At 64.5% G+C, this 13,199-nt stretch carries 13 protein-coding genes; 7 read left to right on the top strand and 6 right to left on the bottom strand.

The genetic code is table 11. The features are described 5' to 3' along the window. Positions 1-49 precede the first annotated feature (49 nt). The 3 genes from DFK10_RS04900 to DFK10_RS04890 all read left to right on the top strand — a co-directional run bounded on the left by DFK10_RS04900 (position 50) and on the right by DFK10_RS04890 (position 2,539). Positions 50-436 (top strand): metallopeptidase family protein, encoded by a 387-nt coding sequence (locus DFK10_RS04900; RefSeq protein ID WP_109387202.1) that lies wholly within the window; start codon positions 50-52, stop codon positions 434-436. 141 nt (positions 437-577) lie between these two features. Further along, positions 578-1,486: an MBL fold metallo-hydrolase gene (locus DFK10_RS04895; protein ID WP_109387200.1), complete on the top strand. Its 909-nt coding sequence runs from the start codon at positions 578-580 to the stop codon at positions 1,484-1,486. A 105-nt stretch (positions 1,487-1,591) separates the two neighbouring features. Beyond that, a complete protein-coding gene (locus DFK10_RS04890) occupies positions 1,592-2,539 on the top strand; it encodes a 1-phosphofructokinase family hexose kinase (RefSeq protein WP_109387198.1) in 948 nt (315 codons plus the stop codon). Here the strand turns inward: DFK10_RS04890 and DFK10_RS04885 are convergent. From DFK10_RS04885 to DFK10_RS04870, 4 genes are all read right to left on the bottom strand, one after another. Then, positions 2,536-2,964 (bottom strand): DUF1801 domain-containing protein, encoded by a 429-nt coding sequence (locus DFK10_RS04885; RefSeq protein ID WP_109387196.1) that lies wholly within the window; start codon positions 2,962-2,964, stop codon positions 2,536-2,538. The two genes, DFK10_RS04890 and DFK10_RS04885, sit on opposite strands and share 4 nt — an antisense overlap. A 49-nt stretch (positions 2,965-3,013) precedes the next feature. Next, on the bottom strand, positions 3,014-3,607 hold the full coding sequence (locus DFK10_RS04880) for an NAD(P)H-dependent oxidoreductase (protein WP_109387629.1): 594 nt from the start codon (positions 3,605-3,607) through the stop codon (positions 3,014-3,016). 106 nt (positions 3,608-3,713) lie between these two features. Next, positions 3,714-4,265, bottom strand: coding sequence for a 2OG-Fe(II) oxygenase (locus DFK10_RS04875; protein ID WP_109387194.1), 552 nt, complete (start codon positions 4,263-4,265; stop codon positions 3,714-3,716). Positions 4,266-4,390: 125 nt separating this feature from the next. Then, positions 4,391-6,049, bottom strand: coding sequence for an NAD+ synthase (locus DFK10_RS04870; protein WP_109387192.1), 1,659 nt, complete (start codon positions 6,047-6,049; stop codon positions 4,391-4,393). Between the two features lie 153 nt (positions 6,050-6,202). Here DFK10_RS04870 and DFK10_RS04865 point away from each other — a divergent pair, with 153 nt between their 5' ends. After that, positions 6,203-7,648: an MORN repeat-containing protein gene (locus DFK10_RS04865; protein ID WP_109387190.1), complete on the top strand. Its 1,446-nt coding sequence runs from the start codon at positions 6,203-6,205 to the stop codon at positions 7,646-7,648. Positions 7,649-7,855: 207 nt separating this feature from the next. Here DFK10_RS04865 and DFK10_RS04860 read toward each other — a convergent pair whose 3' ends face one another. Further along, on the bottom strand, positions 7,856-9,385 hold the full coding sequence (locus tag DFK10_RS04860) for a cryptochrome/photolyase family protein (protein ID WP_109387188.1): 1,530 nt from the start codon (positions 9,383-9,385) through the stop codon (positions 7,856-7,858). Further along, positions 9,379-10,038 (bottom strand): SDR family NAD(P)-dependent oxidoreductase, encoded by a 660-nt coding sequence (locus tag DFK10_RS04855; protein ID WP_109387186.1) that lies wholly within the window; start codon positions 10,036-10,038, stop codon positions 9,379-9,381. Before DFK10_RS04855 ends, DFK10_RS04860 begins: the two co-directional genes overlap by 7 nt. 94 nt (positions 10,039-10,132) lie before the next feature. Between DFK10_RS04855 and DFK10_RS04850 the strand changes: the two genes are divergently transcribed. The 3 genes from DFK10_RS04850 to DFK10_RS04840 all read left to right on the top strand — a co-directional run bounded on the left by DFK10_RS04850 (position 10,133) and on the right by DFK10_RS04840 (position 13,153). Continuing rightward, complete coding sequence (locus DFK10_RS04850; RefSeq protein ID WP_109387184.1) at positions 10,133-10,780, top strand: histidine phosphatase family protein; 648 nt, start codon at positions 10,133-10,135, stop codon at positions 10,778-10,780. Positions 10,781-11,015: 235 nt separating this feature from the next. Next, positions 11,016-12,575 carry a 2-isopropylmalate synthase gene (locus tag DFK10_RS04845; protein WP_109387182.1) on the top strand — a complete coding sequence of 520 codons (1,560 nt, stop codon included), beginning with the start codon at positions 11,016-11,018 and terminating at the stop codon, positions 12,573-12,575. Continuing rightward, positions 12,572-13,153 carry a hypothetical protein gene (locus DFK10_RS04840; RefSeq protein ID WP_109387180.1) on the top strand — a complete coding sequence of 194 codons (582 nt, stop codon included), beginning with the start codon at positions 12,572-12,574 and terminating at the stop codon, positions 13,151-13,153. Before DFK10_RS04845 ends, DFK10_RS04840 begins: the two co-directional genes overlap by 4 nt. Positions 13,154-13,199 lie beyond the last annotated feature (46 nt).

Below are 13,199 nucleotides of genomic sequence, written 5' to 3'. Positions count from 1 at the left end.
CCGGCGCAGGCTCTTTCACAGCCGCGCGGAATTGTCCATATCGGGGGTCATGGAAACGCCCAGCCTGGACCAGATCGAACAGATCGCCCGCGACACGGTCGCGGCGCTGCCGGCCCCCTTTGCCGGGCTGGCGCAGGAGGTCGCGATCCAGGCTGTGGACTGGCTGCCCGATCACCTCCTCGACCCCGGCGACGACCCGCAGGCCCAGCGCGAAGAGATCACCGGCATGTATGACGGTATCCCGCTGACCGAGAAATCCAGCTACGACCAACCCTACGGCCCGGATATCGTCTGGCTGTTCCGCCAGCCGATCCTGATGGAGCTGGAGGACCGCGATGTCACGCTGGAAACTCTGGTCGCCCATGTGACGATCCACGAATTCGCGCATCACTTCGGCTGGTCCGACGCCGATATTGCCACCATCGACCGCTGGTGAGAGTGAGCGCCACGGCTGCGCCCGACCCGGCTGCAGCCGAGCGCCCCTGTGCAACCATGCAGATCACATCTGCGGCATTGGCCAAGTCAGGGCCCGCATATCGCGCTAGGCTTTCCGTCACGACCCAACAGGGAGATCAATATGAAACTGACACGACGCCAAGCCATGGCAGGCACCGCGGCCCTGCCCTTCGCCACTACGCTCGCCAACACGGCCAGTGCCCAGGCCCCGACCACCAGTCTGCCCCGGTTCCGCGATTTCACCTTGGGCGATTTCAAGGTCACGACCCTTCTGGCCGGATCGCGCCCGGTCGAGGGCCCGCAGGGCATCTTCGGGATGAATGTCTCGGAAGAGGAATTCGCCGAGGCAAGTGCGGCGAATTTCATCCCCACCGACATGGCACAGTTCTTCTTTACGCCGACGGTGGTGAACACCGGCAGCGAGGTGATCCTGTTCGACACGGGCCTGTCCCCCGCCGGCACCACCGACGCGCTGTCCGCCGCGGGCTATGCGCCCGGCGACATCACCCATGTCGTGCTGACCCATATGCATGGGGACCATATCGGCGGGCTGTCCGATGACAGCGGCACCGAGACATTCTCCAATGCCGCTTATGTGACGGGCCAGATCGAATACGATACCTGGGCCACGATGGAGAATGATGGCTTCGAGGCCAAAGTGCGCCTGCTGGCTGACAAGATGTCCTTCCTCGGCGATGGCGACAGCGTGCGGTCGGGCATCACAGCCATGGCCGCCTTCGGGCATACGCCGGGCCACATGGCCTATATGCTGGAATCGAACGGCGAACAACTGATGCTGATGGCGGACACGGCAAACCACTACGTCTGGTCGCTGGCCTATCCCGACTGGGAAGTGCGCTTTGATGCCGACAAGGCCGCCGCCGCCGAAACCCGGCGCCGCGTGCTCGGCATGGCCGCAACCGATCGCATTCCGCTGATCGGTTATCACATGCCCTTCCCCGGTCTGGGTTTCGTGGAAACCCGTGGCGACGGGTTCCACTACGTGCCGCACAGCTACCAGCTGATGTAACGGACCTGCGGATATTGTTTTCTGCCACGGCGGCCCTCCCTGCGAGGGCCGCCGCTTGGCATGGGGGCGCCAAAGGGGCTATGTTAGCGCCAACAGGAGTCGCCCATGCACGAGATACTCACCGTTACGCTGAACCCGGCCTTTGATCTGGCCACATCAGTCGCCAAGATCGTCCCCGATGCCAAGCTGCGCTGCGCCCCGCCGGAACAGGACCCCGGTGGCGGCGGATTGAACGTGTCGCGGGCGATCCACCAGCTGGGCGGCACCTCCAAGGCCTTTGTTGCCCTCGGCGGCGATACCGGCAGCGCGCTGGAACACCTGCTGCGTCGGACCGGACTGCAGATCATCGTTCACGAAGCCCCGGGGGAGACCCGGCAAAGCCTTGCCGTCACAGACCTGAGCACCAATGAACAATTCCGCTTCATGTTGCCCGGCCCGGACTGGTCGCGCGAAGATATCCTGCGGGCCCGCGCCGCGATCTGCGAATGCGCGCAGCAGGATGGTTTCATCGTTCTATCGGGCAGCGGCCCGCATGGTGCGGCCCCCGACCTCTATGCCCGCATCTGCGAGGATGTCAGTGACTCCGGGGCCGAGGTGATCCTCGACACGTCAGGCCCCGCGCTTGCCCATCTGGCCGCAGGGCAGGACAACCCGCCCTACCTGCTGCGCATGGACAGCCACGAGGCCGAAACCCTTGCCCGGCGCCCTCTGAATAACCGCGGCGACAGCGCCGCCTTTGCCGAACGCCTCGTCAAACAAGGGGCCGCGCGAATGGTCATTGTGGCCCGGGGCGCCGATGGGTCCGTTCTGGCCGATGGCACCCGCAAGCTGCGGGTCAACGCGGCGGATGTGACCGTTCGCAGCCGCGTCGGAGCAGGCGACAGTTTCGTCGCCGGATTCGTGATGGCCCTGGCGCAGGATCACCCGATCGAAGAGGCTTTCCGTCGCGGCTCTGCCGCGGCCTCGGCCGCCTGCATGACCGAAGGCACGCAACTGTGCCTGCCGCAGGATTTCGAGGCGCTTCTTGAAAAGACAGAGGTGGAAACGCTCTAGGTCGCACGCACCGGCCATCGCGCGGCCAGATCATCGAGGCCCTTGCGAATGATCTCTTCGACCACGGCCAGGTCCACGTCAGCCAGCTTGTTGATGTAAAGACAGGATTTGCCGATCTTGTGCTTGCCCAGCCGCTCCAGCATCGCGCCCATATCGGCATAGCCGGGCATGATGTAGAGCGACAGGTTCGCCTTGCGCGGGCTGAACCCGGTCGCCAGGAAGTCGCCCTCGCGCCCGCTGTCATATCTGTAGTGGTATTCGCCGTAGCCGATGATCGTCGGACCCCACATGCGGGGCTGCCAGCCCGTCACGCGGCGAAAGAGGTCATCCAGCGCCAACGCATCAGCACGCCGAGTCGGATGATCCACGCTGTCAAGAAAGGCCTGAACGCCTTGCTCTGTCGGTTTTGTCTTGTTCGGCTTCATGGCTGCCCCCGAATCTCGTTAAAGGGGCAGCCTAGCATGGTTCGTGCGGTCAGCCGGCCAGTTTGGCCGCCATGGCAACCAGTCGCTTGGACTGGTGGGCCACCGATCGCTGCCCGACCTCGTCGAGGGCACCCGGCTGGGTCGAGAACCCGTAGGGGTTGCCGCCATCCTCGAACTTGACCGGATCGGTATAGCCCGGCGGCACGATGACCGCACCCCAGTGCATGAAGCTGACATAAAGCGCCTGCAAGGCAGTCTCGGTGCCACCGTTCTGGTTCTGGGCCGACGTGGTCGCCGTAACCGCCTTGTCGGCAAGGGCACCCCTCTGCCAGAGCGGACCAAGCGTGTCGATGAAGGCCCGGGTCTGGCTGGCAACGCTACCGAACCGGGTGGGCGAGGAGAAGAACAGGCCATCAGCCCATTCCACATCGTCGAGGCTGACCTCGGGAATGTCGGATTGCGCTTCGGCCGCGGCCTTCCAGGCATCCTGGCCATTGACGACCTCGGCCGGGGCAGTTTCGGGGATGCGACGCAGGCGCACCTCGGCCCCGGCTTCTTCAGCGGCCTTCGCTGCAGCCTGGGCGACACCGTGATTGGTGCCATAGGTCGAATAATAGATAATCGCGATTTTCGGGTTGCTCATGTCACTCTCCATGAATTGCATCCCGGCTCAGATAACCCCCTGCGCACAACGCGCAATTTCGCGAAAATACAGAGGTTATGCGCGGTTGCGCACAACGGCAATCCGATCAGCGGAAGGCCGGTCCGTGGGCCCAGATCGTAAGGGACTGCCGCTGCCCGCGCGTGATCGGTGTCACCCGATGCAGCAGGTAGGAGGGAAACAGAACGGCGGCCCCGCGCGCGTTGCTGGCCGCGATGACATGGCCCGACGGCATGATCTCCAGCATGCCCCCTTCATAGGAGGCGGGGTCGGATAATTGCACCACCATGGTCAACTTGCGCCTGCCGGCCAACCGTCCGTCACCGATGTCGGAATGCCAATCGAAATGCCCTCCGACATCTGCGTCATAGCTGGCGACCTGGGCGCTTTCGGCAAACTCGGTCAGGCTGAAATCGAAAACGGTCCGGTTGGCCTCTGCCACGAGGGTGACGATCCGGTCCATGACCCAATCGACCTCGTCGAGGTCCTCCACCCAGACCAGGCTGGCACGGCGCTGGTTGTGATCGGTCTGTCGGCCCACCAGCCGCGCATCATTTGCCGGCGCCTCGGCGACCACGGCCAAAAGGCGCTCGCATTCGGCAGGGGAGAAAGCGTCGGGAATCGCATGGGTCCGGATCATGAGATCCTGTCATACGAAACGGCGCGCCGATCTGTTCCGTTTTCGACCTCGCCGCCCGTTCGCGACATCAACCGGGACGGCGGGCGGGGCGATGCTGGCCGGGGCCAGCGAGCGGCGCCCGTCCGTCAGCTGTCGTCGCGCCAGCGGTTGACGATGGGATAGCGCCGGTCCAGCCAGAAGGCCTTGAGCGAAAGGCGCGGACCGGGTGCGGATTGGAACCGCTTGTATTCGCTGATGTAGAGCAGGTGCTCGACCTTCTTGACCACGTCCCGGTCAAAGCCTGCGGCCACGCAATCCGACACGCTGGCCTCTTCATCCACCAGCATATGCAGGATCGCGTCCAGCACCTCGTAATCGGGCAGGCTGTCGCTGTCCTTCTGGTCTTCCCGCAGTTCGGCCGAGGGTGGCTTGTCGATGATCGCAGCCGGCACAACCTCGCCCGCAGGCCCCATCATCCAATCGCGGTGATTTGCATTGCGCCAGCGGCAGATATCGAAGACCCGTGTCTTGTAGAGATCCTTGATCGGATTGTAGCCGCCGGCCATGTCGCCATAGATCGTGGCATAGCCCACGGCGACCTCGGACTTGTTGCCGGTGGTCAGCAGCATTTCCCCGAACTTGTTGGACTGCGCCATGAGCAGCAGGCCGCGGATGCGCGACTGGATGTTTTCCTCGGTCAGGTCCTCGGCCAGTCCCTCGAACAGCGGCGCCAGCGTCTGCGTGACCGCCGCCCGCACCTCGCCGATCGGCACGGTATCGTAGCGCACGCCCAGCGCCGCGGCCGCGGCCTTGGCATCGGTCAGCGACCCTTCGGACGTGTATTCCGAGGGCAGCATCACGCAGCGCACGTTTTCCGGCCCTAGCGCGTCGGTGGCGATGGCCGCGACGATGGCCGAATCCACCCCGCCCGAAAGGCCCAGAAGCACCTTCTGAAACCCGGTCTTGCCCATGTAGTCGCGCAAGGCCAGAACCATCGCGTTGTAATCCTGTTCCAGGCTGTCGGGCACGTGGGTCATCTCGCCCGGCGCGGCGCACCAGCCGTCGCCGTCACGGGTGAAATCCACATGGGCGATCTCTTCGGCGAAATGGCTCATCTGCATCGCCAGCGCACCGTGCCGGTTCAGCACGAAGGAGCCCCCGTCGAACACCTGGTCATCCTGCGCCCCCACGGTATTGAGGTAGACGAGCGGCAGGTCGCATTCCGTGACGCGGGCCACCATCTGGTTCATCCGCACCTCGCGCTTGTCGCGAAAATAGGGGCTGCCATTGGGCACCAGCAGCAACTCGGCGCCGCTCTCGGCCATCGCCTCGCAGACATCCGGATACCAGGCATCCTCGCAGATCGGCGTCCCGATCCGCAGCGGCCCGGCATCCCAAGGCCCCTGCATATCGCTGCGCGAGAACAGGCGGACCTCGTCGAAAACATTGAAATTGGGCAGGAAATACTTGCGTGTCGTGGCGTGGATCTTGCCGCCCTTCAGTATGAAATAGGCGTTGTGCAGCTTGTTGGTCTCCGGCAGGGGTCCCCCGATCGCCAGGATCGGCCCGTCGGCGCAATCCTCCGCCAGCGCCTCAACGGCCTCGACCGCACGGCGCACGAAGATCGGCTTCATCACAAGGTCCTGCGTCTGGTAGCCGGTGATGAACATCTCCGGCAGCATGACCATGTCGGCCCCCGCCGCCTTGCCCTCTTCCCAGGCCGCGCGCGCCTTTGCGGCATTGCCCGCGATATCCCCCACGGTCGGGTTCAGTTGCGCCATGGTCAGGCGGAAACGGTCGGCCATTGCTGCACATCCTTCGACAGTCCTGGCCGCTCATGTAGCAGACTGACCGGCAAGGTGAAGCCGAATGGCATGACTGGGTCCGGTTTCACCGTTGTCTTGCGGCCCGCCGCTGATTACCCTGTGGCGCAACACTCGTGGGGAGAGCAGCCAACCATGCCGCGTATCAAGACGCCGATGATCCTTGCCGCCTCGCTGGCCCTCGCCGGCGCCATGCCGGGCTGGGCGCAGTCCATCCAGACCAAGCAGTATGACGATGGCGGTGTCTACGAGGGACAGTTCCTCAACGGGCTTCAGCACGGCCAGGGCACCTACCGGCTGCCCAACGGCTACGAATATACCGGCGAATGGTTCGAGGGCGAGATTCGCGGCCAGGGGACGGCGAAGTTCCCCAATGGCTCGGTCTACGAAGGCGAATTCGCCGCCGGCAAGCCACATGGGTTCGGGCAGATCACCTTTGCCGATGGCGGCACGTACGAGGGCGACTGGACCGAGGGCAACATCACGGGCCGAGGCATCGCCCGTTATGCCAACGGCGTCGTCTACGAGGGCGAGTTCCGAAATGCGATGCATCACGGCCAGGGCGTCATGCGCAGCCCGGGCGGCTATGTCTATCAAGGCCCTTGGGTCAATGGCGTCAAGCAGGGCATCGGCCGGATCACCTATCCCGACGGGGCGATCTACGAAGGCAACCTGGAGGATGGCACGCGCGAAGGCGAGGGCAAGCTGACCATGCCCGACGGGCTGGTCTATGAAGGCATGTGGGCCGATGGCCAGATCCAGGGCGAAGGCCGGCTGATCCAGCCCGGCGGCGACATCTACGAGGGCGACCTCGTCGCGGGCAAGCGCGAGGGCGAGGGCACCGTGACCTTCGCCAATGGCGATGTCTATCAGGGCGGTTTCAAGAATGACCTGCGCCACGGCCAGGGGGTCTTCACCGGCACCGACGGCTATCGTTATGTCGGCCAGTGGTCCGAGGGCCAGATCGAGGGTCAGGGCGAAGTCACCTATCCCGATGGCTCGGTCTATGTTGGGGAATTCCAGGACGACATCGCCCACGGCACCGGCAAGATCACCTATCCCGACGGGTCCACCTATGAAGGCACCTGGAAAAACGGCGTGATCGATGGCGAAGGCGTCGCCACCTATGCCAACGGGCTGGTCTACGAGGGCGAATTCAAGGACGGCAAGAACCACGGCCAAGGCACGATGACCTATGCCGACGGATATTCCTACACAGGCGAATGGGCGAATGGGCAGCGCAACGGCATGGGCAAGGCGACCTATGCCGACGGCACGGTCTACGAAGGCGAATTCGTGGACGGCCAACGCCACGGCACCGGCAAGATCACCATGGCGGACGGCTTCGTCTACGAAGGCCAGTGGCAGAACGGCGAGATTTCCGGGCTGGGCGTGGCCACCTATGCCAATGGCGACGTCTACGAAGGCATGTTCCGCTCGGGCCGCCGCCAGGGTGAAGGCACGATGACCTATGCCACGGGCCAGGTCGCCGAAGGCGATTGGCAGGATGGTGCCCTCGTCAGCCAGAACAGCGGCAGTCCGGCCTCGGACCCGGTGGGCGAAGAGTCCACGACCGAGTAACGGTCGGGTTGGCGGGACGAAGCGGTCATTCTGTAGTCTGCGCCGAATAGCACCGAAGGTGCCGGCCTATTGCCAGACCGCCCCCGGGGCTGGCGATAGGCCTCCCGACAAACGTCGGACATCAACTCACAGCAACCGTTCGCTGCTCCTCTTTCGCCATTTCGAGGCCCAAGTCCCTGCGCCGACATTGATCCGGCCAGTCGCGCCCTACACCACCTCGCCCGCATCCAGCCGGGCCAGCAGCTCTCCCGCCTCGGCCAGCACCGTTTCGCGCTTGTCAGGGTCCATGCGGTCCCATGTCCGGTACATCTGCGCCATGCGCGGATTGCCCGCGAAGCGATCCCGGTGCCGGTCCATGAAATGCCAGTAGAGCAGGTTGAACGGGCAGGCCCCCTCCCCTGTCTTCCTGCTGACCGAATAGGCGCAGCCCTTGCAGTAATCCGACATCTTGTTGATGTAATTGCCGCTCGACACATAGGGTTTTGACGCGATGATGCCGCCATCGGCAAACTGGCTCATCCCGATCGTGTTCGGCGCCTCGACCCATTCATAGGCATCGGCATAGACCGCCAGGTACCATTCATGCACCTTCTGCGGGTCAATCCCGGCCAACAGCCCGAAATTGCCCGTCACCATGAGCCGCTGGATATGGTGCGCATAGGCCTCGGCCCGGGTCTGGGCCACGGCCTCTTGCATGCAACGCATCCTTGTCTCGCCACCCCAATACATCCACGGCAAGTCGCGCGAATTGCCGAGCGCGTTGCGGGTCACGTAGTCCGGCCCTTCGAGAAAATAGATGCCCCGCACGTATTCCCGCCAGCCGATGACCTGTCGGATGAACCCTTCGGCCGCGTTGAGCGGCGCCGCCCCGTCGCGCCAGGCCTGTTCCACCGCCGCGCACACCTCCAGCGGGTCCAGAAGCCCGGCATTGAGGTACATCGAGATCACGCCATGCCAGAGGAATCGCTCGCCGCTCAGCATCGCATCCTGGTAGTCACCGAATTTTGGCAGGCCGCCTTTGACCCAATGGGCCAGCGCCCGGCGGGCCTGTGTGCCATCCGTGGCGAACCAGAAATCATCGAGGTCGCCGAAGTTCTGGCCGAACCGGTCGCGCACGAGGTCCAGGACCTCGCGCGCCACCGTATCCGGCTCGAACCGCATCGGGCCGCTGAAATCCACCGCCCCGGGGGCGGGCTTGCGGTTGTCATGGTCGAAATTCCACTGGCCACCGGCTGGCTGGTGCCCCTCCATGAGAAGGCCGGTCTTCCGGCGCATCTCCCGGTAGAAATACTCCATCCGCAGGGCCTTGCGGCCCTTCGCCCAGGCCTCGAATTCCGCGTGGGAACACAGGAACCGGTCATCGGGCAGCATTGTCACGGGGACCGGACAGGCCTTGAGTGCCTCGATCAGCCGCCATTCGCCCGGCTCCGTCGCCAGAACCTCCGTCGCGCCTGTTTCCTCGGACCGGCGTAGCAGTTCGGCACAGATGCTGTCGCCGGTATCCGGGTCATCCAGCCGCCCGTATCGCACATCCCAGCCCCCCGCGCGCAGCCGGGCGGCGAACTTGCGCATTGCGCTGAAAAGGAATGCGATCTTCTTGGGGTGATGCGGTACGTAGCCGGCCTCATTCGCAACCTCGGCCATGACCACAACGTCACGCGCCCTGTCCGCAGCTTTCAGGGCCGTAAGCCCCTCGCTCAACTGATCCCCAAGGATCAGGACCAGCCGCGTCACCAGGGGATCTCCTTGCCGGCATAGTCGAAGAACCCGCCCGACTGCGTCCGCTCCAAGCCCGCCATCACGTCACAAAGGTTTCGGGCAGCCTCTTCCGGGGACACTTTCGAATGCCCCGGATAGCCGGCGGTAAAGGCGGTTTCGACCGTGCCGGGATGCAACGCAGCGATAACTGCCTCCTTGCGCTTGCGCCCGATCTCGATGGCCGCGCCATGGATGACCTGGTTCACGGCCGCCTTGGAAGCGCGGTAGGAATACCAGCCGCCCATCCGGTTGTCGCCGATCGACCCGACCCGCGCCGACAGAACACCGACCGTCGAACGCCCCTCACGCGGCAAGAGCCGTTCGACATGCGCCAGAACCAGCGCCGGTCCAATCGCGTTGACCATATGGACACGGGCCATCTGCGCCGGCTCGATGGCTGAGAGGGATTTTTCCGGCGCACCGCCATCCGCCAGCGTGCCGACCGCGACGAAGATCGCGTCGAACGGTCCCTCCAGCGCGCCGAGGTGCCGCTCGACCGAGGCCGCATCGGTCACGTCCAGCCCGTCAACGGACCGCGACAGGCCCGTGACCGCGTAGTCGCGTGTTTCCAGTTCCGCGGCCAGTGCCGCGCCGATCCCGCCCGAGGCGCCGATGACAAGTGCTCTTTTCATAGAGCCAAGCCTAGGGCGCCCCCCGGACCTTTCCAGTTGTATCCGACCTGCGCCCATGCCACCCAATCCACTCCACCACCGGAAAGGGACCAAGATGGGCGAAATCGTGATGGTGCGACATGGGCAGGCCAATACCGGTGCGACCAGCGAGGCGGAGTATGACCGCCTGTCGCAGCTTGGCCACCGGCAGGCCGCGTGGCTGGGCGAATGGATGCAAACCCACGAATCCCCGTTCGACCATGTCCTGACCGGCACGATGCGCCGCCACCGTGAAACCGCCGAAGGCATGGGCGTGACGGCCGACAAGGCCGACGACCGGCTCAACGAGCTCGACTATTTCGCGCTGGCCCGCGACATCGAGATCACCCACGGCCTGCCGCAACCGGCCTCGGAACAGGATTTCGCGGCCCATGTCCCGCAGACCTTCGCCGCCTGGCACGCCGCCGAGATCACCGGCGCGGAACCCTTCGCCAGTTTCGAGGATCGCATCCGGACCGTGCTGGACGAGGCCGCCGAACCGGGCCGCCGGGTGCTCTGCGTGACCTCGGGCGGGGTCATCGCCATGGCGCTGCGCCTGGCGCTCGACCTCGACCCCGAACGCCTGGCCCAGGTTCTGCTGCCGATCTACAATTCGTCGATCCACCGGTTCCGCGTCCTCGACACCGGCACCTACCTGTCCAGCTTCAACGCCATCCCCCACCTGGATTCGCCCGACCGCGCCGACAGCAGAAGCTGGATCTGATGCCGTCGCGGTTCTCAATCCAAGGTCGTGGCATGCGCCTGCGCAAAATTTTCCGCAGGCCCCCTTTCCAAACACGATCGCCTGCGTATAGTGCCTTCCCATGACGAGCATCGCACATATCCCGGCCCTGCTCGGCCTGCTTCTCCTTAGCCGCCTCTGAGCGTGCCCTTCGGCGCGACCGCTCAGAGGGGATGATGCGCCAAAGAAACGCTAAGGAAATCAAGGAAATACCAAAATGACAGACCATGTGTTGATCTTCGACACCACCTTGCGTGACGGCGAGCAGTCGCCCGGCGCGACCATGACCCATGACGAGAAGCTCGAAATCGCCGAGATGCTGGACGAGATGGGCGTGGACATCATCGAGGCCGGGTTTCCCATCGCCTCCGAAGGGGACTTCAAAGCCGTCTCGGAAATCGCGAAACGCAGCAAGGACGCCACGATCTGCGGCCTGGCGCGTGCCAATTTCAAGGATATCGACCGCTGCTGGGAGGCGGTGAAACACGCCGAATCCCCGCGCATCCACACCTTCATCGGCACCTCGCCGCTGCACCGCGCCATCCCGAACCTGACGATGGACGAGATGGCCGACCGGATCCATGACTGTGTCACCCGTGCCCGCAACCTGTGTGACAACGTGCAATGGTCGTCGATGGATGCGACCCGGACGGAATGGGACTTCCTCAAGCGGACCATCGACATTGCCATCAAGGCCGGGGCGACCACCATCAATATCCCGGATACGGTTGGCTACACCGAACCGGGCGAAAGCGCCGATCTCATCCGTCGATTGATAGCCGAGGTTGACGGCGCGGACGAGGTCATTTTCTCGACCCATTGTCACAACGATCTGGGCATGGCGACGGCGAATTCGCTGGCGGCCGTGAATGGCGGCGCCCGCCAGATCGAATGCACCATCAACGGCCTGGGCGAACGGGCCGGCAACACCGCGTTGGAAGAGGTCGTGATGGCGATGCGCGTGCGCCATGACATCATGCCGTTCGACACCAGGATCGACACGACCAAGATCATGGCGATCTCGCGCCGGGTCAGCACCGTGTCGGGCTTCCCGGTCCAGTTCAACAAGGCCATCGTCGGCAAGAACGCGTTCGCGCACGAAAGCGGCATCCACCAGGACGGGATGCTGAAGAACCGCGAAACCTTCGAAGTGATGAAGCCCGAGGATGTGGGCCTTGCCGGCACCTCTCTTCCCTTGGGCAAGCATTCGGGCCGCGCCGCCCTGCGCGCCAAGCTCGACGAATTGGGCTTCGATCTGGGCGATAACGAGATCAAGGACATCTTCGTGCGGTTCAAGGAATTGGCCGACCGCAAGAAAGAGGTCTACGACGACGACCTGATCGCGCTGGTGCGCATCAACGAAGGGGCCGAGGATCACCTCAAGCTGGTCGAACTGAAGGTCACCTGCGGCACCGGCGGCCCCGCCGAGGCGGTTCTCACCATGGAGGTGGACGGCACGCGCCACACGGTCACCGATACCGGCGATGGCCCGGTCGACGCGACCTTCAAGGCGGTGCGGGCGATCCATCCCAACCAGGCGCGGCTCGAACTCTACCAGGTGCATGCTGTGACCGAAGGCACCGATGCCCAGGCCACGGTCTCGGTTCGTCTGGCCGAGGACGGGCGCATCGCCACCGGGTCCTCGGCGGATACCGATACGGTGGTCGCCTCGGCCCGCGCCTATATCAACGCGCTCAACCGGCTGCTCGTACGGCTGGAAAAGACCGGGCCCGGCGCTGACGTGAAGGAAATCCGCTACACGGATGCCGGGGAATGAGGCTTGCCTGCATCCTGTCCCTGGTCGCCACCGGGGCAGTCGCGCAGGACTGCCCCACCGCCGAGGACCTTGACGAGGGCATTCGCCTGACCCGGTTCGACCCCCATTTTTCGATCGTGATGAAACGCGAGGATGACGGGCTGTCAGAGGCCCGGGTGTTGACCCGCAACGGCACCCCGGAACAGGTCTCGACCCGGTACGGCCACGCGCTGACCGTTACCCGCCGTGACGGTGGCGGCGGCACGCTGGAACTGGACTACGCCAAGGATACCAGGGAACTCGACCAACTGCCCGGCCCCCGCAACTGGACCAGCGCTGTGACCCTGCGCTCCGGCAACGAGGTTCTCAATACCGGCACCTATAGCGCGCAGCTCAGCGGGCTGGGCGAGGCCGAGATCGGCGAGTGCAGCTATACGGTCTGGCGTGTCAACGAGGTCTTGCAGCTTGACGGCATGGCGCCGATGGCCTTCGAGAAATCCTATGCCCCCGATCTGGGGCTCGTGCTGGGCTCGATTCAGCTGGACCCGCAGGGCGCCCCGTTGGGCAGCGTCTTCTTCGACGAAATCACGGCGGAATAACGCCCCCCGTCGCCAAGCCCCCTTTTCCCTGCCCCGTGCGGGGCCT

This window comes from Salibaculum griseiflavum (assembly GCF_003129565.1).
Classification (GTDB): domain Bacteria; phylum Pseudomonadota; class Alphaproteobacteria; order Rhodobacterales; family Rhodobacteraceae; genus Salibaculum; species Salibaculum griseiflavum.
Note: the sequence above shows the minus strand (reverse complement) of the source record. Positions and strands in the feature narration are given on the sequence as shown.